Below are 25,134 nucleotides of genomic sequence, written 5' to 3'. Positions count from 1 at the left end.
ATGATACGTTATTGGTCACACTTTTAAGTAGACGTGTTGTTGTAGAGCAGTATTGAACAGCAGTTGATAGTTTTATTATTTTCAAAATAATAAAACAACAGACCAATAATTGATTATTTAGTAGGCGAACAGTTGCTACAACATGGCTTATATTAGGTGTTTATAGCGTCGGGGCTTTCAATTATAATGTTGAGGTGTTTTAATTGCTACCCATGATTAAGCAGTAATATTTATCTAGGTTGTAATAATTAGTTTACAACCTATTGGGCTGCCATTCTGCATACGAGCCCAGAGGGGTTCTAGATAAGCAACGCGATAATAATCGTGTTAGATCCAAATTAAATTCAATGAGCAACATATGGACATGCCTAAACTGACGTTTGGATAGGCAATCGTGTTGTGATTCGTTACATGGAAAGCCACCATAATATCGCCGTGTATGGCGAGATTGGTATCAATAATGACAAGCTCTACCCGCGGACAATTTTCTTCACGCTTTGGTTTTATCATGGCAGCAGCAGGCTCTGCTGTTGGCCTAGGTAATGTGTGGGGTTTTCCTACTCAAACTGCTAGCAATGGCGGTGCCGCCTTCCTTCTTATTTATTTGTTAATGATGGCGCTCTTAGCGTATCCGATGTTGGTCGCTGAATTGACAATTGGTCGATTTGGCCAGTCAAATCCGATTGCTTCATTGCGTAAAATCTGGTCCAAAAGCAAATTTCTAGCGGTGGCGTTTGGCAGTATCGCTTTGCTTACCGCTTCCATGATCCTCAGTTTTTATGCCATTTTAGCTGGATGGCTAATAGGGTTTGGCGCAGAGCCTATTTTGCAGTTGATCGGATTAAATACCGTCGCTGAGTGGTTGGTGACGTTTGGCATAGGACGCAATGTGTTGCTGACAGTTATCTTTATGTCATTGACTGTCTATGTGGTTCGTCGAGGCGTGTCGGACGGTATTGAGAAATGGTCGTCAAGATTGATGCCATTGCTTTTCGGCTTGTTTTTACTACTAATCATCTACATTCTGACTCAAGATGGTGCGATGACAGGTCTGAAAATGTACCTAATCCCAGATTGGAGCCATGTCAATGCCGGACTTGTGGTCAATGCCATGGGGCAGGCGTTCTTTTCTCTTTCGCTAGGGGTTGGAGCCATGATGGTTTATGGCTCTTATCTGAAGAAAGATGTCAATATTCCTAAGACAGCAGGGCAAGTGGCCATCATTGATACCGGTGTTGCGTTATCGGCGGGCTTGCTTATTATTCCTGCCATGTTTGTAGCGAAAGCCAATGGCGTGCAAATCTTTAATGAAGTCGGGGAACTGATCAGTTCAGGCAATCTTGTATTTATAGTGTTACCGAGCCTATTCGATACGATGGGTTTGACAGGAGAAGTGTTGAGTGTCGCTTTTTTCTCCCTAATGGTTATAGCGGCGTTGACCTCTTCGATCGCAATGCTGGAAGTGCCAGTATCATGCTTGCACGAAGAGTTGAACATCAAACGAGACAAAGCCGCACTCATATTAGGTGGCGTAATTCTGATCTTCAGTGTCATTATCGCGGCTAACTTTGGTCAATTGTTCGATTGGGTTGCCACGGCCTCAACGATGTACATGCAACCATTACTTGGTGTGGTGTGGGCGGTGGTCATTGGTTGGGTATGGCATCGTAATGCCTTATTGCAAGAGATTAAGCAGGGCCACCCTGAGATTGAAACAACGTGGTTTTGGAAAATCTGGCCTTGGTACGTTAAATTTGTGTGCCCAGTGGCTATTTTGACGGTATTTGCCTACCCGTTTTTGTAAAAACGGATAACGAACATAATGTCGTTCTATGACAACCATAATGCCAGTCGGGTTTACTCCGATTGGCATTATGGTTTTGAAAAGGCAATCAATGCTGTGAACCGCGCAGTCTAGGAGAAGGGAAACCGTCATAATCGCTACCCATCGCCGTGTGTTTGTGTATGATCAGCCACAATAATTCTGCACCCTGTGATCCATATGTTTGATATTCAGTTTGAAAATGATGAATTTTTGGTCATCAATAAACATCCTGGCGTCAGTGTCCATAAAGACGATGGCGATACGATGTTAGTCGAAGAGGTTGCCAAAGCGAGCCAATCAACAAAGCTCTACCTAGTGCATCGTCTTGATAAGATGACATCTGGGATATTATTGCTTGCTAAAAATGCCACCACGGCGGCGAGTCTGTCGCAATTGTTTGCTGATAAAAATATTGAAAAATTTTACCTCGCGATTGGCGACAAAAAACCAAAAAAGAAACAAGGCCTTATCTCTGGTGACATGGAGCGCTCTCGCCGTTCTATGTGGAAGTTGATGCCAACTAAAATGAACCCAGCAACCACGCAGTTTTTTTCGAAGGCCGGCGACAATGGAGAACGTGTCTTTTTATGTCGTCCGCTAACGGGCAAGACACACCAGATCCGCGTCGCGTTAAAATCCTTGGGTTCTGCGATTTTAGGCGATCCAATCTATCACTCTAGTTCAGCGTCTGATCGTGGTTACTTGCACGCCTTTGCCATTCGCTTTGAGTTGTCGGGTGTGCCTTATGAGTTTGTCTGCGATCCTCGTATCAATCCTATTTTTGGTGCTAAATGGCACACAGAAACGATAGGTCAAGTTATTGATGGTTGGTCTACGCCGTGGGCATTGTTATGGCCGAAAAAATAAAAGAAAGCGCGATGTGTCGCGAAGGTGAATCTATGCAAAAAGATCATTTGCCGAGTTTTTTCAAAGAAGTGACTCAGCAGCTAACTCTAGCACCAAACGAAGTGCGTCGTTTATTCCATGGCCGAGGTAAGCGCTGGCCTGGGCTTGAACAGTTGACTTGCGATTGGGTAAATAGCCAATTACTTGTGAATATTTTTAAGCAGGTTGATGATGAATTTATTGTTGAACTGACGAATGGACTCAATCAGTTGGTTGAGAGTGAGTTGTGGCGTACCAAGGATGGACAATGTGTGGCGCTGCAACACCGTTATCTTGATGGCGCCCCTATGACGGTCGTTTGGGGAGAGCTTGATGCCCGCCCGGTTGTTATGGAGTCAGGGTGTAAATATCAGTTAGATATCGGGCGTAATCAAAATTTTGGTCTGTTTCTTGATATGCGCTTAGGTCGAGACTGGGTCAAAGCCAATGCCAATAATAAACGTGTACTGAATCTTTTTGCCTATACCTGCGGGTTTTCAGTCGCGGCAATGGAAGGCGGTGCAGCCGCCGTCGTCAACGTGGACATGGCTCGCTCGTCATTAAATAAAGGACGAGAAAATCATCGAGAAAACGCTCATGATCTTTCCAAGGTTACTTTCTTAGGATACGATATTTTTAAGTCATGGGGAAAAATCAAAAAGTGTGGCCCTTATGAACTGGTTATCATTGACCCGCCATCATTTCAAAAGGGTAGCTTCGCTCTAACGAAAGACTATAAAAAGATACTCCGCCGATTACCCGAATTAATGACGGAGAACGGGGAAGTCATCGCATGTGTGAACTCACCAATGGTGACACCTGATTTCTTGATCGATAGCATGGCAGAAGAAGCACCAGGTTTTGAGTTTGTGGAACGTTTGGCTAATCCCGCTGAGTTTGCAGACGTTGATCACGACGCAAGCTTAAAGGTGTTGTTGTTTAGAACCAAACAGCAACAATAAACGATAAAAAAACGGCACGTAAAGTGCCGTTTTTAAGTCATAGATGTCGATCAGATTATGCAAGAATTAGTTGACCCAATCTTTCAACTCAAACGTCAGTGTATGTTCAGCACCTTTCAGTACCAAGTTTTCTTTTGTCAGTTGAATATCACTCCAATCAGAAAGTGATTTTGACATGGTCATTTCAATATTCATCGCATTGTCACCACACATTTTCATGGTCATGCCCATTTTCTCGATACGAAATTGTCCGTCTTTAAGCTCGCCTTGCCCAAAAAAGTTGTTGCATCCAGCGCTACCATTTGCAGTCATTTTCTCGCCAATTTCCAAGCGAGGCTGCTGTACTTGCTCGTCGACTTGAATCGCTTTGCCATCGATTTGGACTAGGTTCCAGTTATGGTGTTGAAGATCCTGAGCCGTTACGGCTGCCATTGGTTCTTCTGCGCTGTTGTTAGCAGTCGTACAAGCTGTCATCAAAACAGGAACCGCAAGTGCAGCAAGTAGCGTCTTTGAAAAAATCTTCATATTATGTATCTCCAACTGAATGAAATTATTGATAAGTTTAATTAATAAAACACTGTTTTTTGTCAAGTGTACGTTAGCTTTAGTATAGTGGTTTTTTGATGGGCATAAATGATATGCGATGGATTTAACGGGTATGAATACGAAAATAGTCTAATTTAAGACTATTCTTACTTGAGTTTATTGGAAAGTAGCAGGGAGGGTGGTAATGGAACAACTGGAATTTTTCAACGTCCCAAGCCCTTGCGTTGGGGTCTGTACTGTCGATGGAAAAGGCTACTGCCAAGGTTGCATGAGAAAACGTGAAGAACGTTTTAATTGGCTTTCATTCACGCCTGCGCAACAGTTACATATTATTAAACTCTGTCGCCAACGTTATCGAAGGAAACTCGCGCAAGGGCGACCATCTGAGGGTTTGGTCATTGCAACGAATACTCCCCAGCAAGACTTGTTTTAATCCTCTTTTCCAATAGGCGTATGCCTATCGTCTTATTGTTCGCTCCTCGGTATAACTGAACTCGGCTCCTAGCACCTCTACTGCTGATGTTTTTTGTCTTTTATACCAATGAATAGAAGAAGTTCTAGCGACTTTTATAAGCGTGATGAACAACATGAACTGTGATCTTAGTTCATTAATTCACTAGCCAGTGAGTTAGAATTCTGTTTATATAGTTGTAACTAACTATGTAAAATGTGAATGGATTCATGCGGATACTCATTTGTGATGATTCTTCCGTTGCTCGAAAGAGCCTAGCGAGAAGCATTACAGCCCCAATGAATAGCGATATTGTATTTGCCGAAGATGGATATCAAGCTCTTGATATTCTTAGGAAAGATAGTATTGATCTTATGTTTTTGGATTTAACAATGCCAAAGATGGATGGATTTGAAGTACTGTCTATCATGCAAGGTGAATCAATAACCACACATACCGTAGTGATATCTGGTGATATTCAACACAAAGCCCAACAACGCTGTTATGCCCTCGGTGCTTATGCCTTTATAGAAAAACCACTCAAACAAGCGGTTGCAGAGCCATTGTTCCACGATTTGGGCCTCAAATTTCGTGTGCCTCAAAAATCCAAACAACGGTTTTCTCGTGAGCAAAGTGTTGAGCGCTTTCGTGAAACGGCAAATATAGCATTGGGATCGGGCGCTGCCATTATTGCACAACAGTTAAAAGAGTTTATCCAACTGCCAGTGCCAACCGTCGGTGAACTCTCTTTTGGAGAGGTTACCATGATGGTTGAAGATAACCTGAGTCGAAAGGGCAACTATACCGTGGCCCAGCGGTTTGTAGGAGGAGGTATGCATGGTGAGGCCTTGGTTTGTATAACAGGGACAGATATCAATCAAGTGGGTTTACGCTTTGGCTTTGACCAAGGAGAGTGCACACGAGACGAACTTGTGGTTAATCTATCTAACGTGCTTGTGTCTTCGTTTCTTGTGTCGATGTCGGAGCAGTTGGGAATGGAGTTTTCTTTACGCGAGCCACTGCGTATTGAACATTTTACGCCCCAGAACTCAATGATGAGTGGCAGTGAACATATTTTTACGACTGAATATACCTACGACGCTGAAACATTAGATTTAAACTGCTCCGTTTTGTTTATGTTTGATAGGGAATCTGTCGATATTATTCATCGACAAATGGAGATCTTGCATTGACGACAATGACGGTAGAGTTGTCCGATTTTCACTGGACAATGCAGCTTATTGATACACTTGATGCAGGCCTTATCGTTGTGGATAAGCATTATAATGTCTGCGCGTGGAATAGTTTCATGCAAAATTATAGTGGCATTAACGCCGATCAAATCATGGGTAAAAGCTTATTTGAGTATTGTCCAAATTTACCTGAGAAATGGCTTAAAACCAAACTCATGTCGACAGAAAAAATGCGCACTCGTGGTTTTTCAAACTGGACAGATCGACCGATAATTTTTGAGTTCAAAAACTTCTCTCCTATTTCCCAAGGCTTATTAAACATGTATCAAAACATGGTTATAACGCCGCTTAAGTCGCCGACGGGAGACATCACGCACTTTGCTATCATGTTGCAAGACGTATCAGATATCGCGAAGAGTCAGATGCACCTTAAACGCTCGAATGAAAAGCTAACCGAATTCGGACGAGTGGATGGGTTAACAGGATTATTCAATCGAACCTATTGGGAGTCTCAACTCGTCGAGGTGTATGACGATACAAAGACCAAGGGAACCAAATCGACGCTGGTTATGTTCGATATCGACTACTTCAAGCGAGTGAATGATCATTTTGGGCACTCTTTTGGCGACGAGGTGATTAAGGAAACGGCTAAGCAATTACGTAAAGCGGCCAGAGGTAGCGATGTGTGTGGGCGGTACGGAGGAGAGGAGTTTGCCGTATTACTTGTCGACACATCAGCGGATCAGGCTTTTTATTTTGCTGAACGCCTGAGAAAACGTATTGAGGCTTTGAGCGTGGTGAATGGCAACGATACCCTGCAATATACCATCAGCTTAGGCATTGCTGAGATTATGCCCAAAGACAATGACCACATCGACTGGTTGAAAAGAGCAGATAAAGCGTTGTATCAATCAAAAGAAGCGGGTCGAAACTGTACACATATTGCAGACTAACGTGAAATCTTTCTCCCTCGCTTGATCGTCAGTAGCTCTATGAACAGCCGTGTTTTTATGATCGAGCATTATACGATAACGCCTTGTTGTTCGAACGGTCCGGTGCTTTGTTATGACGATATGCAGCGATCAGCAAAGTGGCGGCAATCATTAATGTACTGCCACTTATTGCCAAAAATGCCATCACGCCTTGAATATTCTGACGATCAAGTAAATATCCTACAATATAGGTTCCGATGGAAAACCCTACCGATACTGCTGCCGCCATATAACCTTGGCTTGTTGCTGGGCGATAAGGGCTCAACTCATCGGCAAGAGCCGCGATAAGGGCTCAACTCATCGGCAAGAGCCGCGATAGATATATCATTCCAAGCACCATTAACGATAGAAATGAGAACCAAAGACAGTGGCAGAAATGCTTTAATGTCGTGTCCAAACATTAGCCATATACTCACGCCGACAAGTGCGTTGATGAACACGGTACTTAACCACAGAGTAGGACTCCCATGCTTCTCCATCCAGCGACCTGCGGGCGCCAAAGCAATTAAGGTGATCAAGGCTGCCACTGCCATTCCAAGGGAGGAATTCGCTAGATCTACATGAAAAGCTTGTTTGATAATTACTGGCCCCATTTCAACCATATTCGATCCAACAAACATTGAAGCTAAAACGCACAAGACGAAACCGAACCACATTCGTTTTGATTTTGGGTGAGCTGAAGCGTGGTGATTGATTTCAACACTATGCAGCGTTATTCGTTGCGGTGGAAACAAAACAGTTAGGACAATTAAAATCAAATCAAGCAGCAACAATGCCGTGAGCTGTAATGTTGTGGACAACGCCAGAAGATGAAAAACACCCACGATGACACCAGAGATAACCACCCCGGCCATTTGGAACTGAAACAACAATCGTAAAGCGCGTGCACGGTCAGCCGATTAGGGATTAAGACGCAATACGAGTGTAGGGTTGAGGATAAGTAACAGATTACTTCCGATTCCAATTAATCCCGCGACAAACCAGTAATGCCAATGCGTATGGTCAATGAATATCAAAATGAACAAAGCGAGGCTGTGACAAAGCATAGCACTGAGATGAAGCTGACGATGTATTGAGTAGCGGTCTGCGATGGCACCAAGTATTGGCGCCGTTAATCCGCTCAGGCCTAATATGAGCATGATTTGTCCAACAAGCAGCCCGCTATTCGTCCGCTGTAAAACCAGTGGTGCAAGAATAATGGCCACTCCGATCCATTGTACAATCCCCATGGAAGCTTGACTTGAAAGCCACAAAAAACGTCGTTGCATTGAGCGGTGCACTATCTAGAGGTTGATCGTAATAGTGTATTAGAAAGGCGTATTAGTTGAGTGTTCACTCGGCGTCAACTTAGTTGACTATGTTGGTGAAATTACCTTTATTGGCCTGAAGTGAAGTGAAGTGAAGTGAAGTGAAGTGAAGTGAAATTCTGATAATAATATCTTATATAAGAGGCTGGCAGGTGCGACAGTCGCACACCTGCCTATCGAGTTATGAGAGTGCTTGTTGTGGGTTATTGATTAACATGAACCATTGTTGTTTTTTCAACCTAAGGTGGTCTTCTAGTTGCTCTAATTGTATCGTCAGCAATGCTTGCTCATATTTTTCTTTGACGTTTAGCTTCGCGTCTTTAATGCATTGTTTTTTGAGTTCGTCATATTCTTTCAGCTTAGAGACCAACTGTTGAAATTCATGTTCAATCTGCTCAAGCAGTCGCTCTGAGTCCGGCAGCGCAGTGACTTTGTATTTGGTCAGTTGCAAGGTTCTTGATAAACGTGCTTTTTCAATTTTAAACGCAGAAACACGTTTTAAATTTGACGTCAATCCTAGCCATGAGCAACTCTTGATTAGCCATTTGGTTGGGTCGAACTGCCACCAGCGGATGCCATTTCGGTAATCGTGCTCGAAGATGTGATGAAAATTGTGGTATCCCTCTCCAAACGTTAGAAACGCAAGAATGCCGTTATCCCTTGCGGTATTTTTATCTGTGTAAGGTTGAGTGCCCCATACGTGTGCGAGAGAGTTAATAAAAAACGTCGTGTGGTGGCTTAACACTAACCGCAGAGCACCAACCACCAAAGCAAACCCAATGACATCACCGTATAACAACCCCAAGCCAATAGGAAAGGCAATGTTCATGATGAGCGCCAGTACGACATAGTGTTTGTGCTGCCACATGACGACAGGATCTCTTTGCAAGTCACGGCAGTTTTTGTAATCCGTGTAGCGAGAAGCTTGGTATTCCCTGAGCATCCAGCCAATGTGCGAATACCAAAAACCGCGTTTGGCTGAATAAGGATCTTTGTCATTGTTATCCACGTGCTTATGGTGGACTCGATGATCAGATGACCAGTGAAGAATACTGTTTTGTAGCGCAAATGCTCCGCCGATTGCGAAGATGTAACGCATCACTGGATGAGCATCATAGGTTTTATGTGACCAAAGTCGGTGATACCCCGCCGTGATTGACATGCCACAAAAGACGAAGCTAAGTGCAAGCCAAATCCAGTGATGCATCGTGTACCCGACAGAGAAGCCGTACCATGTTACGCCAAGGGTTGCCATTAAGAACGTGCCAAGAAAAATAGAGACATTTAGCCATATAATTGGTGGTTTTTTTGTCGTACTCATAGTGTCCATCGCCGAGTTGAATTTTAGTTAAGCTTACGCATGTACGCTAGAATATCAGCGTACACGTGTAAGTCAAATGGGTCTGTTCGGTTTTGCTCAAATATTGAGAAAGAGATGTTACAAAGCGTTAAAGTACTTGGACATGAAGGACGTTCTACAAAACTAATGTGTACTTTAGGCGGAGCATTTGATTCGACTTATTTCGGGCGGATGTTGATTATAAATGTCTTCAAAGAGCGCAAAGTGGTCAATGAGTATGTCGACAATAGTAGGGTCAAACGCTTTACCAGATTGGTTTTCAATGTAGGTTTTGGTGTCGTGGATAGGCCATGCGTGTTTGTAACTTCGCTTGCTTAGTAGGGCATCAAAAACATCGGCAATACTGACGATACGAGCCTCAAGAGGAATCGCATGCCGTGTGAGATTGGAAGGGTAACCGCAGCCATCAAATCGTTCATGATGACAATAAATGATGTTTTTAAGAAACTGTATTTCATCACTACTGCTGTTCACAATGTTGATGGTTTTTAACACATCATCGATGATATCAACACCATATTGGACATGTTTATTCATGATGGCTCGTTGCGTGGTATTAAAGCGTTCGGTACTAAATAAGACATCATCGGGAATGCGGTATTTCCCTATATCGTGAAACGGTGCATAAAGCTCAATCCATTGTATGAACCGATGGTCAATGGGAAGGGTTTTCGCTAAGAGTTCGGCAATAAGCTTGCTATATAAGCTCATTCTTTGTAAATGATCGGCGGTTTCTGGGTCACGTTTATGGCTAATGTTTAGAGCCAGTTTAAGTGCTTGTAATAGCATTTGATGTTTGTTTTTGTCATGGCATAAAAGGCTATAGATGACTTCTTTAACAAATAAAAGGTCGGCATGAAGCGCGCCTTTTTCAAAATAACCGACTTGAGTTGAATTGAAAAATAGCAGTGCGCCTTCGCCGTTGGCAAGTTTAATCCCCATCGTCAAACTACTATTGTGGCCCAAAGATCTTAATAGTTGAGTTCGCGTGTTATCACGTAGGTCTGCAAGATCGGAAACGACTCTAATTTCCTCACACTCAATAATTTGCATAAGAGAGAGACAAGAAGATGATGCCATGGAGGCGACATCATACCGATCGGTGGTGTGTTGGGAATCAATAACATGAAAATTTTCAAGATAAGCTGAATTGGTTACGGTGACGCACAGCCGTGAAAGGTGTGGGTATTCTTGTTTAAGAGAGTTGAACAGTTCGTCAATCCCTTTTCGACAGCTGAGAGCACGGTTTGTAGTCGCGATACAATTAATATAGTCCATATGTTTCTTATCAATAGTTTGTATATGGTTGTTTAAATAGTAGTCAGCAATGTGCACTTATTTCAAGTGATCAGCCCCACAATCGAGTATGTAAGTATATGAATACTTAGCTGTGTTTTTAGCCTGTGATCCCGGTATCAAGTCTAAGAAATGCCGAGTGAAAACGATTGCGTGTTCAAAATGTAGGCGTTATTGTTGCAAACAATTGTTTGACTGTACGGACAAATGTTTATGACGGATCGTGAGCAACAAGTATTAGCGTTGATTAAGCAAGACCCCATGATTGCTCAAGAAAAATTGGCGCAGCAGCTAGGATTAAGCCGAAGTGCCGTGGCTGGCCACATTATGAACCTCACTCGTAAGGGGTTTATTCAGGGCAAAGGGTATGTGATTGCCCCCGATCGTTATGCCGCAGTTGTAGGGGGCGCCAATATGGATTTATGTGGTCGCTCAAATGCCGAGCTTGTTATCGGTGACTCTAACCCAGGTGCTTTGACGTCAAGTGCGGGAGGTGTTGCTCGAAATATTGCCGACAACATGAGCCGCCTAGGAAGCCACGTACAGTTTATTGGCGCCATAGGTGATGATTCTTGGGGTGAACAGTTAAAGGTTTCATGTCGAGACGCTGGTATGGGTATCGATCATCTATTGACCGTGACTGGAAAGGCGACCAGTACCTATTTGTCTATTCATGACCCTAGCGGGGAGTTGCAACTCGCGCTAAATGATATGTCGTTGATTGACGAGCTAACCGGAGCGCAAATGGCGAAGCGCGCTAATGTGCTGAATTTTGCATCAGCGATTGTTCTTGATGCTAATCTGAGTGATAGTGCCCTCGATTACATATTCCACGCACATTCGGACAAGGCCATTTTTGTCGACCCAGTATCGACAGTGAAGGCCAATAAAATAGCGCCTTATCTCAATCACATCCATACACTCAAACCCAATTTAGCGGAGGCCGAGCTTCTCGCTGATTACTCGCTCCCAAGTCTTGATTTTTTACCTGAACTTGCTAACAAGTTGCACCACCAAGGTGTAAAGAGACTGTTGATTAGCCTTGGACAGCAGGGGGCATTTGCGAGTTGTGAAGACCATTCGATGCTTATATCTGCCGTTGAAGCTGAGGTTATCAATGTAACCGGAGCGGGGGATGCGCTGATGGGGGGAATCGCACACGGATTTATTCAGGGTTGGGATTGGCCTCAAAGCATAGATTTTGCTCTGGGTGCCGCTAGGTTGGCATTGCAGTCAAGCTCAACAATTAATTCAATAATGTCAGAAAAGGCGGTGACACGCCTAATAAAGGAATCGACATGTTAGACCAATACCTCGATATTTTACCTGAAGTAGCACAAGCATTAGCCACTAACCAACCTGTTGTGGCGTTAGAATCGACCATCATCTCACATGGTATGCCGTACCCGAGAAATGTAGAAACCGCACTGATTGTTGAAAAAACGATTCGAGACGCGGGCGCAATACCTGCCACCATCGCCATTATCGAAGGTCGTTTAAAAGTCGGGTTAAGTGAAGCGGAGATTACTCATCTAGGAAAAGCTGGGACATCGGTGACCAAAGTGAGCCGTCGTGATATCCCATTCATGGTAGCAAGCAAAAAAGATGGTGCCACAACGGTTGCTGCGACGATGATTCTAGCTGAAATGGCGGGTATTAAAGTCTTCGCAACGGGAGGCATCGGCGGTGTTCATCGTGGAGCACAAGAAACGTTTGATATTTCTGCTGACCTACAAGAGCTTGCGAACACGAATGTCGCGGTGGTTTGTGCTGGGGCAAAATCAATACTGGATTTGGCGCTAACACGTGAATATTTGGAAACACAAGGTGTGCCAATTATTGGTTACCAAACAAGTAGCTTGCCAGCGTTTTACACCCGAGAAAGTGAACATGGCATTGATTACCGACTTGATAGTGCGCAAGAGATCGCTCTGGCATTGAAAGTAAAGTGGGAAATGGACCTGACGGGCGGTGCCGTTGTCGCCAACCCCATTCCAGAGCAGTTTGCTATGCCCGTTGAACGTATCAACTCGGTGATAGAGCAGGCGTTAGCGGAAGCCGAAGAGCAAGGTATATCGGGTAAGGAGTCAACGCCGTTTTTATTAGCCCGAGTCTGTGAACTTACGGGTGGAAATAGCTTAGACTCCAACATTCAGTTAGTGCTCAACAATGCCAAGTTGGGTGCGGCTATCGCTAAGGCCTATTGCGAGAATTAATCTCGTCGATACGCTTGGGATATGAAAATTTGGTACTTTAGATCGACCAACGTCTTTTTTAAGGGGTTGGTCTTTTTGTTTTTCGACGCCTATCATCGATAATATCATCCCGCCATTTATAGTTTCACGTATCACCTTACCGTTACCATGATTGATAATAACGTCGACTTTGCGCCTTAAACATCAATCAATCCTGCAATTTCTCGCAGCTCTACGGGGGACTCGATATGGTCCCGCGCCATCAGAATATAGCATTAACAGGTCAGTTCAGGCAGAATGCTATCGCCTCTATACTAACGTGTTTTTAATTAACTAAGTGACCTGTATGACTTTTAAAGCTGCGATCTTTGACATGGATGGTTTGTTACTCGATACCGAAAATGTGTGTAAACAAGTATTCAATGAAGCCTGCCAGACGCTAGGCGTGCCGTTTTTTGAAGAGCTTTACCTGTCTATCATTGGTTGCAATGCCAAGACGATTCGAACTCGACTAACGGAAGGCTACAAAGATGTGATTGATTACGAATTGATACATCAAGAGTGGCGAAAAAATTACGATGCCGTTGTACTCCATAAAGCGATCCCGATTAAAAAGGGCGCTATTGAGTTACTTGATTGGTTGGCGTCTAAAAATATCCCCATGGCGGTCGCGACGTCAACCCAGCGAGAGGTGGCTGAAGTTAAATTGAAACTGGCGGGTTTAGACAAGTATTTCGCCAACATAACAACAGGGTGCGAGGTGACTAATGGTAAACCAGACCCAGAAATCTATCTGTTGGCAGCCAAACGGCTAGGCGTCATACCTGAGTTTTGTTTGGCCTTTGAGGATTCCAACAACGGCGTGAAATCTGCGATGGCCGCTGCTATGAATACGTATCAAATCCTTGATTTAGTTACGCCTTGTGACGAGGTTCGCCAACTAAGCCCCATTACCCATGACTCTCTATTCTCCGTCTATCAGGAATTATCAAAGCGATGATTCCTGTTATACTTGTAGATCTTGGATACAAAGCGGAGTGATATTTTGAAGCAAACGCAGCGTCATCGTGAAATTCTTGCGATGCTGACACAAAGTGGTTTTGTTAATACCGAAGAATTTGTAGAGCAGTTTAAGGTTAGTCCTCAGACTATCCGTCGCGATCTGAATGACTTAGCCAAGCAAGGGTTAGTGACACGTCATCACGGTGGTGCATCGCTTCATTCAAGCACTGAAAACGAAGCCTATTCAACGAGAAAAGTGCACTACCAGGAAGAGAAAACACGTATCGCGAACGCACTTGTAAGGCGCATCCCTAACGGCTCGTCGCTATTTATCGACATCGGCACCACGACGGAAGCCGTCGCCATTGCTTTATTGAGTCATAAAGACCTCAAAGTCGTCACCAATAACCTTAATGTAGCCAATATTCTTCGCGCCAAGGATGACTTCACCGTTATCGTTGCGGGTGGTCAGATTCGAAACAAAGATGGCGGAATTATCGGTGAGGCAGCGAAGGAGTTTATTGAGCAGTTTCGTTTAGATTTTGGCATCCTTGGGATCTCTGGTATCCATGAAGATGGTAGTTTATTAGATTTTGATTTTTCTGAGGTGCGAATAGCGCAAGCGATTATGGAGTGTTCAGGTCAAACACTGCTGGCAGCGGATAGTACTAAGTTTAACCGTGGTGCAATGGTAAACCTTGGGCACATTTCTCAAGTCGATGCGTTTTATACTGATGAGAAGCCGCCACAAGAGTTAATTGACATTATGGATCAGAGCGACGTAGATCTTATCGTTTGCTTGCCGTAATAAAAAGCCCTCATTTCAATTCGAGGGCTTTAAAAATAGTGACCTTAAAAAGGTTAATAGCTGTATTCGCTCGTTGTATTTACCAGCGGTAATTCGCGCTTAGTACCGCCGTTCGAGACTCACCGTAATAGCAATAATAATCACAACCTGACACGTATTCTTTATCTAAAATATTATTTACATTGAGCTGTGCTTGCCATTGTGTGTTGATATCGTAAGAAACTACCGCATCCCAAAGCGTTGCACTAGGCACGGTTAGGTCGCTGCTTTTTGGGTTGTCTTTAGACTCACCAATGTAACGGACTCCTGTTCCAACATTTAAGCCATAAATACCGGCGAAAGAGGCATCATAGTTTACCCATGCTGATGCTGCGTGTTTTGGAATCAATGGGGCTTGCATCGTGCCTTGATCGTTGGTGTCGTCAGTTTGAGCATCGGTATAGGTGTAGCCAGCCGTGACTTTTAATGCATCCGTTACCTTTCCAACCATTTCAAATTCAGCGCCCTTTGAGGTCACTTCACCGGTTTGGGTCTGAGCCCAGGTAGCAGGGTTGGTAACTAAGGCATTGGTCTGAGTAATATCGAACAACGCTAGATTCATGTAACCATCAAAAAATTGTGGTTCGTATTTAACCCCAACCTCAAATTGTTCACCCTCTAGTGGTTTGTACAGTTTGCCAGTTGATGGATCAATTGTGCTCAATACCTCAAAGGATTGAGAGTAATTGGCGTAAGGTGAAAGACCGTTGGATGCAAGGTACATTAACCCAGTGTTAAACGATAGTTGACCATCATTGCGTGACTCGTTTTGATTGGCTTTTTGACTGGTGTTTTCAGTGTTTACCCAATCGTAACGTGCACCAACTAGCGCGATCCACTGTGAATCTAAAGTGATTTGATATTGAGAGTATAAGCTCGCCTGGGACTTGTTTATTTCTCGATCGATGTTGTCCGCCGAATCTAAAGGGGTATAGTTGCCATATTCTGGATCCCAAGGATTAATGGAATCAAAGGCATAATTGTCTTGTTCTTCACCTTTAGTATTATGGTGCTGTAGGTCTAGCCCAAGCAGCAGCGTATGCTCGGCGTTATCGCTGTACCAATTTCCGACCGCATTGTTATCAAAGGTAATACTTTGGTTAGTACCGTCACGAAATACGACACCGCGCGCAAGCTCAGTGGCGCTTGGATCAGAGTTTGGAAAGGCATAAACACTGCGGAGGAGCAGGTCGTTTTGACCGAAATTTAAGTTTTGAGCCAGTGACCAAACACTATTGTAGTCATGCTCTAGACGATAACCAACGGAAAATTGCTCGCGCTGATAGGTATCGTAACCCGGTTCACCTAGGTTGGTCGATGGATCAATTTTACCATTGTCGGAAGGCAATAAGCTACCTGCTGCAGGGAAGAAGCCGTTAGTCGGTGTGCCATCATCTTTAAGATAAGTCCCCATTAAAGTAAGCATCGTGCGCTCTGAGATATCGATCTCGACACTTGGCGCAAGATAGAAGCGCTCGTTTTCTGTATCGTTAAGCTCACCATCACGGCTTTTCATCATGCCAACTAAACGATAACGCACAGTGCCTTGTTCATTGGCGTGATCGGAGACATCAAATGCAATCGATTGATGATCTTTATTACCAACTTCCAAGCGCACTTCACCTTGTGGTGTGAACGTTGGTTTCTTTTGAACTGCATTGACGACGCCACCTGGAGGCGCTTCTCCGTATAATATAGCGGCGGGCCCTTTCACCACTTCAACTTGCTGTAGGCCATAGGGTTCAACTAACCATGTGTAGTATCCGTCTCTAAATAGTCGGTTGCCATCCAAGTATGTCGCAGCATCAAAACCACGCACTTTAAACCAATCCGTATCGTTATCGGCACCATAGGGCTGTGACGTGACGCCAGGTGTATAACGGAGTGCTTCATCAAGTTTTTGTGGGGCTTTAGCTTGTAAGTCTTGCTCTGAAATGATGGAGACCGAGCGCGGAACCTCTTGAGCTGGCGCATCAGTTTTTAGTGCTTGTGCGGTAACGGTAATCGTATCCATTTGGGCTGCATCTTCTTGTGCATGTGCCTGAATGGATATCGCGGAAAGGGCGGGAAGGGTTCCGATCATCAATGCGGATCTCACCGCGCGCGAAATAGAATGTAGAGAGCTCATATAAAAACACCACTGATAATGATAATAATAGTTATTTGCGTACGCATTCTAATGATATTTTTATAATATGGAAGTGAAAACATAGATTTCACGAATGATCGCTTGCGCTGGGCTAGTGCTGGTGAATAGTTTTTATAATCAATGAGTTGAGTATTTTATTGAGGGTTAGATGAAAAAGAGAGTAACAGGGAGTAAGAGGGAGTCACACTCCCTCTCTCATAGATTTGAGTTAAGAACGCTTGATTCGACTGACGAGCATTAAGATAAGGAAGTAGCTACCGCCAAGAATCGCCACCAACGTCCCTGCTGCGATCTGAGTCGGAAACAGTGCAACTTGGCCTATCCAATCGGCCCAGATCATGAGTGTGCCACCTATTAAACAACTGACGAACAGCTGCTGATGAGGTTTTTGTGCACCGATAAGCATTGCCATATGCGGAGCGACTAAGCCAACAAACGAAACTGGGCCCATGGTTGAGGTCACTAAGGCGCACATCAATGCAACAATACTCAATAAAACCAGTGATGCACCGTTAACCGATAACCCGCGTCCTTTAGTAAAATCTCGTCCGATAGAAATTAAGCTGAGCCAGCGCGATAAGCTAACAGAGATAATGCTCAATACTATGACACCTAACGCTAGCGATGATGCTTGAGTGTCGGTGACACGATAGGTTGAACCGGACAACCATAATAATATTTCATAGCTATCCGTCGTGCCACGAGCGAGGCAAAATTGCACCATTGCTTCGAGTAAAGCGGTAATGGCGATACCCGTCAATATGAGGCTCGATGGCGCAAATTGATGCTTCTTACCGAGTAGCAATAGCACGATCAACACGGATAGACTGCCAAATAGCGCCACGCCCCATTGTGCCCCTAGCACTGATTGACTTAAAAATAAGCTAGAGAACACCAGTGCGAATGTTGCACCGGAGGACACCCCTAATATGTCAGGGCTAGCAAGCGGGTTGTAAATAAGTCTCTGTAATAAGGTACCTGCGATAGCAAGACCAATACCAGAAAACAGTGAGGTCACTAGGCGAGGCCAGCGCAAGTGCCATTGATATTCGCTCGGCACTCCCCAATACCAAGCCTCATTGCTGAGTTGAACACACACAGTCAATAAGACACCGGTGATTGCGGCCATTATAAAGAAACCGAGGTATGGTTTAGACATTTGTGAACGATAGGAGCCAATACTGATAGTCATCCTATCTTGAGCTTTCATCTGCCTGCGACTAAACCAAACTAGAGCGGGAGCACCAATGGCGGCGGTAGTCACACCGCTAGGGATGACTTCACCAAATACGCTGGTCAGAGACATAGAGATCATATCTGTGACAAGCAGTAACGCCGCGCCAAGATAAAGGCTATGAATGAGCTCTTCTCGCGGAGTTCTTGCGCCCAAGCTTCGTGCAATATTCGGCGTGAGTAGACCAATAAAACCAATCACGCCAACGGCAGTGATAGACGCAGATACAAGCCAAATCCCGACAACCATCATGAAAATAAATGCTGGGATAGTGTTGAGACCACGAGCCGCCGCGCCGTCATTGCCCAAACGAAGTAATGTCAGAATTCGAGGAGCAAACAGTAAAATGATTAGAGCAGGGATGAGGCGTGGCCAAAGCCAATCAAACCAGTCCCAGCCATTTTGTGCAAGATCGCCAGCACCCCACATAAACACATTCTGAGCATATTGTTCATTGAGAAGGATTATTGCGGTGGCGATAGCGCCTAATAGAATGTTCACTACCATGCCTGATACCACAAGCGGAAGCCCCATCATATTAGAGACCCCAGTAATGGCGACAATAAGAACAAAAGCACAAATGGCACCAAACATCGCAGCGATAGCAGTGTAGTCGGCTATCCAGTCGTTAAACCAGACACTTACGATGATCAATGCTAACCAGGCACCCGATGAGGTGCCGAGTGTCAATGGCGAGGTAAGTGGGTTTTGAGTCAGTTGTTGCATCAAGCTACCAACTAAACCGAGCATACCACCCACCAGCAGTGTCAGAAGCATTCTCGGAAGCTGAGCGTAGGCATAATTGAAATCGGCAAAGCTTTCGGCCGAATCGATGTTGAAGCTCAACTGCCATTGCTGGGAGAATGATAACGAAGAATCTATTTGTAGACTCATGATGCAGAGGCAGAGCAGGACACACAGATAGACTAAAGAATGGGCTCGAATCATTATTGAGGTGCCACTTGTAGCAGACTATCGGTTACTGCGTTTGCGGTGTACAAGAGTGACATCGCACCACCGTAGCTCCATACCGGCTCCATGGCGTTAACGTGTCCCTTACGAACAAACGGCATCGCTTTCCATAATACACTACTCTTCAGTTTTTCTTCTTGAGGAAAGGGCAGGATATATAACACGTAGCCATCGGTAACATGTTGCAAAGCTTGGAATCGTTGTTGTGTGATTCCCCACGGCGCGGCAGGTTTAGGAAGTGGATTTTCTAGACCCAATTTGTTGAGTACGTATTCCGTTGTGGAGTTTTCAGTGAACATAAACACAGAAGTTGGGTTGGAAAACCGGATGGGTAATACCTTAGGAAGCTCCGGATAGGCGGTTGCTAGTTTATCTTTGAGCGTGGTGAATGCTTGCTCCATCTGAGTAAGTTTCTTCGCTGCTAGCGCCGTTTTTCCTAGTAAAACCGCCAGGGTGTTAAAGTTATCAATCGCTTGTTGGGCGTCGTTTTTATGACCATCAAAATTGGGTAAATACACCACAGGGGCAATTTGACTTAGGGAATCGATGAGGTCTTTTTGTGGCGATGCTGCGATGATCACATCAGGTTTTAATATGGCAATCTGTTCCATGTTGGGTTCGGCTCGGCTACCGATATCAACAATGCTTGAAGGTGCCGCTGGGTGTACTACCCAGTCACGGTAACCGGGAAGGTTTGGCGCGCCGACAGGTGTAATATCGAGCTCAATGACTTGTTCTAATAGGTCCCAGTTGAGCACAACGACACGCTGAGGAATGGATTCAAACGTAATCGGCCCTCGAGCATCTTGAATGGTGACTGCGTTATTACTGGTTGCCAAATTTTCTAGATCGGCCGTTGCGAAACTGAGGGGGGATAGGAATACGCTACCTATTAATAGCATGCGACAAAGAAAAGATAAGTGCGGTGTTATGCGCATACTACGGCTACCTTATTTATGCGGGTGTCTTGTGACGGATGAGGGTGGTCGATAAGCTTAATCGGAGAATGATAAAGTTCTGAGAGTCGGTCTTCATCAAGCATAACTTCTACTGGGCCATCAAAGGCAATTTGACCTTGCTTGAGTGCTACGATATGTGTCGCGTAGCGAAGGGCCAAATTAATATCGTGTAAGATAACAATAATGCCTACCGATTGTGTTCGATTGAGCTCGGCTAGCAAAGCCATGAGTTGATATTGGTGATGAACATCAAGGGCAGAGGTGGGCTCATCGAGGATTAGAATCGGTGATCTTTGGGCCAGTAACATCGAGACCCAACCTCGCTGACGCTCTCCACCAGACAAGGAGTCAGCTAATGTATTGCGATAGTCTTGCATACCGGTTTTTGATATCGCGTCTTCAATGATTGCCTCATCTTCAGGGGTCCAGCGGGCAAAAGCGCCACGCCATGGATAGCGACCAAGTCGAACTAACTCCCGTACAGTAAGACCTGCCGAGGTGGGTAGTTTTTGCGGCAAAAATGCCACTTCTTTTGCTAGTGAACGTGAGGAACGCTTGGTCAGGGGCTCTCCGTTTAACGTGACAACGCCTTTATCTGGGCCTTGTTGCCCGGCAAGTAAGCTGACTAAGGTGGATTTACCAGAACCATTGTGACCTAAGACAACCGTCAATTCGGAAGTGGGAATGGTCAATGAATCTATCGAGAGTATGGTTCTGCCACCTCTGATCATTGCAATATCTGAAAGGTTATACATGTATGGGTCTTAGTTGCTAGGGGCGGATGTGTAAACTAACTGAGTTATCGACATCCGTTTAATAGTGAATAGGTAGTGGTTTAAATCAAGGTATGCACATTGAGATTGATATCCTTGATACTAGAAAGATTAATCCCCAAAGGGTCTTTCACGAAATCAAACATCTGTTACAATCCCGCCCTTCTAATTCTGCAAATGATAATTATTATTAGTCGTTTTTGCAATGGTTACCTATCAGAAAAGCCGTTATTTGAGGGCATTTATGTTTCGTCGTTTTGAGTCATTTACCCAACCATTCCCTAAAGAGGGGGGTGAAAAGCCCCCAGGCGACTTGCTTGGTTTTTGTAAATACTACACCAAAGGGTTCGAAACCCCCTTAATTATGCTGGCTATTTTGAGTGCCAGTGTCGCGATAGCTGAAGTGACGTTGCTGAAGTATTTAGGCTCTTTGGTCGATATACTTGGGCAACAAAATAAAGATATGTTTTGGCAAGAGCAAGGAATGACATTGCTTGGTATGGCGGCGTTGATCGTCGTCGTTATGCCGTTGTTGTCTTTTTGTCACTCAATGATCATGCACCAAAGCCTTTTGGGAAATTACCCCATGGCAGTACGTTGGCAGATGCACCGATATTTGCTTAAGCAAAGCATTGGCTTTTTCCAGCGTGATTTTTCAGGTCGCGTCGCGACAAAAATGATGCAGAGCGCAATAGCTGTGCGAGAAACGGTGATGAAACTCATCGATGTCATGGTCTACATCTCGGTGTATTTTGTGTCCATGATCTTGATGATGGGTGGTGCTGATAAGGTATTGATGGTACCTATTTTGGTGTGGTTAGTATTGTATGTGTGTATCCAGTTGTTTTTTATTCCAAAGCTTAAAACCATTGCAGCGACTCAGGCGGATGCTCAGTCGGTGATGACGGGACGAATCGTCGATAGCTATACGAACATCACGACAGTAAAATTGTTTGCTCATTCAAAGAACGAAGTGAACTACGCTAAAAATAGCATGAAACAGCTGTTGCAAGCTGTCTATAACCAAATGCGTATGATCACCAAATTGCTATTTAGCGTCGATGCAATTAACTACATGTTGCTATTCTCGATTACGTTATTATCGATAACGCTATGGTTAGATGATTTAGTCAGTGTGGGTGTCATTGCGATTGCCGTTAGTATTGCTTTACGTGTGCAGGGGATGTCGAAATGGATCATGTGGGAGGTCAGTTCGCTATTTGAACAGATAGGTACGGCAAGCGATGGGATGAATACCATCGCAAATGATATTGAGGTTCAAGATTGCCCCAATGCCGCACCTTTGGTGGTGACTTCCGGTGAAATTGAGTTTCAAAACATTAACTTTCGCTATAGCGATGGAAAGCCTGTCATTGAGGGGTTAAATCTGACGCTCAAGCCTGGTGAAAAGGTTGGGGTAGTGGGACGGTCTGGAGCAGGCAAATCAACGTTGGTCAATCTACTGCTTCGCTTCTATGACTTAAACAGCGGCGCGATTATCATTGATGGTCAGAACATATCCTCCGTACAACAAGAATCGTTGCGACATAAGATTGGAATGATAACCCAAGATACATCGTTGCTGCATCGTTCGATTAGAGAAAATATACTTTATGGCGATCCGGACGCATCTGAACAAGCAATGATACTAGCGGCAAGGCAGGCTCATGCCCATGAGTTTATTCAGGAACTGGTCGATGAAAGTGGCAATACAGGTTATGACGTCGAGGTTGGAGAGCGAGGGGTGAAATTATCAGGTGGTCAGCGTCAGCGAATTGCCATTGCGCGAGTATTATTAAAAAATGCCCCGATTTTGGTGATGGACGAAGCTACATCAGCGCTTGATTCAGAGGTAGAGTCGGCAATTCAAGAAAACCTTACGTCATTGATGGACGGTAAAACCGTCATCGCTATTGCTCACAGGCTGTCAACTATTGCGGCAATGGATCGTCTTATCGTTATGGATAAGGGCGATATCGTGGAGCAAGGAACCCATCAAGAGCTGCTGGCATTAAACGGTGTTTATGCCCAACTTTGGTCTCATCAAACTGGCGGGTTTTTGGGTGAGTCCTTTTAGTTCATGATGTGAGAGCCCTGTTAGGACAACTTTTCTAAGTTGAAGAAGGAAAAGCGAGAATGGTTAATTGTTGAACTGTGCAAATGTTTGGAAACAATTATTCATAAAATCAATAAGAGTTTACACTTATTGATAATAATATCTGATTTTTAACGCTTCTCTGATGTGCTCTAATTAGCGCTTATTTAGCTGGTAGTCCACTTTCAGCTAAATGAAAATCCAACTTTATACATCGTATTGATGTTGCCTTGCTGCTTTACGCAGCAAGGCTTTTTTGTTTGCATTTTCGTCCGTGTTTTTTGTAATATCACGGATTATTTACAACTGATATAACCGCTTATTTTTCAATGCGTAAACTTTGTTACTTTCTGCATGTGTCGTTTTGCCGTTACGACGTTTGTGTTCGTCTGATTGCCTCTAACCATCCGCTATACCAATCTTCTCGCTGTTCTCTCTTCATGTTTGGCCGAAAGACACGCTCAATTTCTTTTTTATCGGCGAGTTCATCTTGGTTTTGCCAAAAACCACTGGCGAGACCCGCTAACATTGCTGCGCCGAGTGCGGTTGATTCGCGAACTAAAGGCCTTACTACCTTCGTACCCATAATATCGGCTTGGAATTGCATCAAGAAATCGTTGGCTACAGCCCCACCGTCGACTCGGATCTGTGCTAATTTGATGCCGGAATCCTCTTCCATAGCTAACAACACATCGCGGCTTTGATAGGCAATCGACTCTAGTGCGGCACGAATAATATGGTTACGGTTGGTGCCACGAGTAAGCCCCGTTAACGTGCCTCTTGCGTGTGGGTCCCAGTATGGCGCGCCAAGCCCAACGAAGGCTGGAACCAAATACACACCATTTGAATCATCTACTTTTTCGGCGAAGTATTGGGTATCCTGAGCGTCACGAATGAGGCCCAGTTCATCACGTAGCCATTGAATCGTAGCACCTCCCATGAAGACACTTCCTTCCAAGGCATAGGTTACCTTGCCGTCGATCTGGTACCCAATAGTGGTCAGTAAACCATGCTTCGAAGTGATGGGCTTATCGCCGGTATTCATTAATAGGAAGCATCCGGTACCGTAGGTATTCTTGACCATTCCTTTTTTAAAGCATTGTTGGCCAAACAAGGCAGCCTGTTGATCGCCAGCGATGCCACTAATTGGGATATCTTCAGAACCACCACCAATATGCGCATAACCATACACTTCACTGCTTGATTTCACGTCTGGTAACATAGTTTTTGGAATATTAAAGAGCTTAAGAAGGGCTTCATCCCACTCAAGAGTATGGATGTTAAATAGCATAGTACGCGACGCATTGCTTACATCAGTGACGTGCGACTTACCGTGAGTAAGCTTCCAAATGAGCCAGGTGTCGACGGTACCAAAAAGTAGCTCACCATTGTCTGCTTTTTCTCGCGCACCTTCCACATTGTCAAGGATCCAAGCGATCTTCGAACCGGAAAAATAAGCGTCGACAACTAGCCCAGTGGTTTTCTGAATATAAGGTTCATGGCCTTCTTGTTTTAATTGGTCACAAAAACTCGCGGTGCGTCGACATTGCCAGACGATAGCGTTGTAAATAGGTTGGCCGCTTTCTTTATCCCAAACAATCGTGGTTTCGCGCTGATTGGTAATACCAATAGCGGCGACGTCTTCATTGGCTATATCGGCTTGAGCGAGTACCTCGGTTAACGATGAGCGTTGGGTTGCCCATATTTCCATTGGGTCATGCTCTACCCAGCCGGGGTTTGGATAAATTTGCGTAAACTCTCTTTGTGCAGAGCAAACCGTATTCGCATCGTGGTCGAAAATAATGGCACGTGAGCTGGTGGTTCCTTGGTCTAAAGCGACGACGACTTTTTTGTGGTTGTTCATTCCGTTTCCGTTCTTAGTTTATCTCTGTAACTAAACTGATGAGCATCGTGTTCAGCTAAATTTCTAGTTATGTTACCCGGCAATGTTCGTATTCGACCATATGGGTGATTTATGTTGTGTATGTTATTAGATCTATCGATGACTTACTTGTATCAAACTCTCAAAACATTGGCTTTACCTCCTAAGTATTAATGAATTCTCGTAAATGGCAACAAAAAATTAACACC

At 44.4% G+C, this 25,134-nt stretch carries 22 protein-coding genes; 11 read left to right on the top strand and 11 right to left on the bottom strand.

What is annotated here, in order from left to right:
* Positions 1–460: 460 nt before the first annotated feature.
* The 3 genes from AB4405_RS08690 to AB4405_RS08680 all read left to right on the top strand — a co-directional run bounded on the left by AB4405_RS08690 (position 461) and on the right by AB4405_RS08680 (position 3,672).
* Entirely contained in the window at positions 461–1,804 is a 1,344-nt protein-coding gene (locus AB4405_RS08690; RefSeq protein WP_102470528.1) for a sodium-dependent transporter, read from the top strand.
* Between the two features lie 198 nt (positions 1,805–2,002).
* On the top strand, positions 2,003–2,692 hold the full coding sequence (locus AB4405_RS08685; protein WP_372060456.1) for a TIGR01621 family pseudouridine synthase: 690 nt from the start codon (positions 2,003–2,005) through the stop codon (positions 2,690–2,692).
* Between the two features lie 32 nt (positions 2,693–2,724).
* Positions 2,725–3,672 carry a class I SAM-dependent methyltransferase gene (locus tag AB4405_RS08680; RefSeq protein WP_102470699.1) on the top strand — a complete coding sequence of 316 codons (948 nt, stop codon included), beginning with the start codon at positions 2,725–2,727 and terminating at the stop codon, positions 3,670–3,672.
* A gap of 66 nt (positions 3,673–3,738) precedes the next feature.
* On the opposite strand, the gene AB4405_RS08675 is transcribed toward AB4405_RS08680, so the two are convergent.
* Positions 3,739–4,197: an META domain-containing protein gene (locus AB4405_RS08675; protein WP_372060455.1), complete on the bottom strand. Its 459-nt coding sequence runs from the start codon at positions 4,195–4,197 to the stop codon at positions 3,739–3,741.
* Between the two features lie 205 nt (positions 4,198–4,402).
* Between AB4405_RS08675 and AB4405_RS08670 the strand changes: the two genes are divergently transcribed.
* The 3 genes from AB4405_RS08670 to AB4405_RS08660 all read left to right on the top strand — a co-directional run bounded on the left by AB4405_RS08670 (position 4,403) and on the right by AB4405_RS08660 (position 6,815).
* Positions 4,403–4,651, top strand: coding sequence for a DUF1289 domain-containing protein (locus AB4405_RS08670; protein WP_102470531.1), 249 nt, complete (start codon positions 4,403–4,405; stop codon positions 4,649–4,651).
* Positions 4,652–4,899: 248 nt separating this feature from the next.
* Entirely contained in the window at positions 4,900–5,862 is a 963-nt protein-coding gene (locus AB4405_RS08665) for a response regulator (protein WP_372060454.1), read from the top strand.
* A 5-nt stretch (positions 5,863–5,867) separates the two neighbouring features.
* Positions 5,868–6,815, top strand: coding sequence for a diguanylate cyclase (locus AB4405_RS08660; protein WP_372060691.1), 948 nt, complete (start codon positions 5,868–5,870; stop codon positions 6,813–6,815).
* Positions 6,816–6,870: 55 nt separating this feature from the next.
* On the opposite strand, the gene AB4405_RS08655 is transcribed toward AB4405_RS08660, so the two are convergent.
* From AB4405_RS08655 to AB4405_RS08635, 5 genes are all read right to left on the bottom strand, one after another.
* Positions 6,871–7,119 (bottom strand): hypothetical protein, encoded by a 249-nt coding sequence (locus tag AB4405_RS08655; protein ID WP_372060453.1) that lies wholly within the window; start codon positions 7,117–7,119, stop codon positions 6,871–6,873.
* A gap of 1 nt (position 7,120) precedes the next feature.
* Positions 7,121–7,726: a hypothetical protein gene (locus tag AB4405_RS08650; protein ID WP_372060452.1), complete on the bottom strand. Its 606-nt coding sequence runs from the start codon at positions 7,724–7,726 to the stop codon at positions 7,121–7,123.
* Between the two features lie 27 nt (positions 7,727–7,753).
* A complete protein-coding gene (locus tag AB4405_RS08645; RefSeq protein WP_372060451.1) occupies positions 7,754–8,122 on the bottom strand; it encodes a hypothetical protein in 369 nt (122 codons plus the stop codon).
* Between the two features lie 220 nt (positions 8,123–8,342).
* Entirely contained in the window at positions 8,343–9,482 is a 1,140-nt protein-coding gene (locus tag AB4405_RS08640; RefSeq protein WP_372060450.1) for an acyl-CoA desaturase, read from the bottom strand.
* 174 nt (positions 9,483–9,656) lie between these two features.
* Positions 9,657–10,799, bottom strand: a complete 1,143-nt coding sequence (locus AB4405_RS08635) for an HD-GYP domain-containing protein (protein ID WP_102470535.1) — start codon at positions 10,797–10,799, stop codon at positions 9,657–9,659.
* 231 nt (positions 10,800–11,030) lie between these two features.
* Here AB4405_RS08635 and AB4405_RS08630 point away from each other — a divergent pair, with 231 nt between their 5' ends.
* From AB4405_RS08630 to AB4405_RS08615, 4 genes are all read left to right on the top strand, one after another.
* Positions 11,031–12,122, top strand: coding sequence for a PfkB family carbohydrate kinase (locus AB4405_RS08630; protein WP_372060449.1), 1,092 nt, complete (start codon positions 11,031–11,033; stop codon positions 12,120–12,122).
* Positions 12,116–13,033 (top strand): pseudouridine-5'-phosphate glycosidase, encoded by a 918-nt coding sequence (locus AB4405_RS08625; protein WP_102470537.1) that lies wholly within the window; start codon positions 12,116–12,118, stop codon positions 13,031–13,033. Before AB4405_RS08630 ends, AB4405_RS08625 begins: the two co-directional genes overlap by 7 nt.
* 325 nt (positions 13,034–13,358) lie before the next feature.
* The gene (locus AB4405_RS08620) at positions 13,359–14,012 is read left to right on the top strand and encodes an HAD family hydrolase (protein ID WP_372060448.1); all 654 of its coding nucleotides are present in this window, start codon (positions 13,359–13,361) and stop codon (positions 14,010–14,012) included.
* Positions 14,013–14,057: 45 nt separating this feature from the next.
* The gene (locus AB4405_RS08615) at positions 14,058–14,822 is read left to right on the top strand and encodes a DeoR/GlpR family transcriptional regulator (RefSeq protein ID WP_372060447.1); all 765 of its coding nucleotides are present in this window, start codon (positions 14,058–14,060) and stop codon (positions 14,820–14,822) included.
* A gap of 79 nt (positions 14,823–14,901) precedes the next feature.
* Here the strand turns inward: AB4405_RS08615 and AB4405_RS08610 are convergent, their stop codons facing one another.
* The 4 genes from AB4405_RS08610 to AB4405_RS08595 all read right to left on the bottom strand — a co-directional run bounded on the left by AB4405_RS08610 (position 14,902) and on the right by AB4405_RS08595 (position 20,930).
* Positions 14,902–16,989 (bottom strand): TonB-dependent siderophore receptor, encoded by a 2,088-nt coding sequence (locus AB4405_RS08610; protein WP_102470540.1) that lies wholly within the window; start codon positions 16,987–16,989, stop codon positions 14,902–14,904.
* 229 nt (positions 16,990–17,218) lie between these two features.
* On the bottom strand, positions 17,219–19,192 hold the full coding sequence (fhuB, locus tag AB4405_RS08605; protein ID WP_372060446.1) for a Fe(3+)-hydroxamate ABC transporter permease FhuB: 1,974 nt from the start codon (positions 19,190–19,192) through the stop codon (positions 17,219–17,221).
* Entirely contained in the window at positions 19,192–20,154 is a 963-nt protein-coding gene (locus AB4405_RS08600) for an ABC transporter substrate-binding protein (protein ID WP_372060445.1), read from the bottom strand. Before AB4405_RS08600 ends, fhuB begins: the two co-directional genes overlap by 1 nt.
* Positions 20,145–20,930 (bottom strand): ABC transporter ATP-binding protein, encoded by a 786-nt coding sequence (locus AB4405_RS08595; RefSeq protein WP_372060444.1) that lies wholly within the window; start codon positions 20,928–20,930, stop codon positions 20,145–20,147. Before AB4405_RS08595 ends, AB4405_RS08600 begins: the two co-directional genes overlap by 10 nt.
* A 262-nt stretch (positions 20,931–21,192) precedes the next feature.
* On the opposite strand from AB4405_RS08595, the gene AB4405_RS08590 reads away from it, so the two are divergent.
* Complete coding sequence (locus AB4405_RS08590; protein ID WP_372060443.1) at positions 21,193–23,025, top strand: ABC transporter ATP-binding protein; 1,833 nt, start codon at positions 21,193–21,195, stop codon at positions 23,023–23,025.
* A gap of 388 nt (positions 23,026–23,413) precedes the next feature.
* Here AB4405_RS08590 and glpK read toward each other — a convergent pair whose 3' ends face one another.
* Positions 23,414–24,907, bottom strand: a complete 1,494-nt coding sequence (gene glpK / locus AB4405_RS08585) for a glycerol kinase GlpK (RefSeq protein ID WP_372060442.1) — start codon at positions 24,905–24,907, stop codon at positions 23,414–23,416.
* Positions 24,908–25,134 lie beyond the last annotated feature (227 nt).

Source organism: Vibrio sp. 10N.261.51.F12, assembly GCF_041471725.1.
Lineage (GTDB): Bacteria > Pseudomonadota > Gammaproteobacteria > Enterobacterales > Vibrionaceae > Vibrio.
This window is presented reverse-complemented; position numbering and strand designations above follow the sequence as displayed.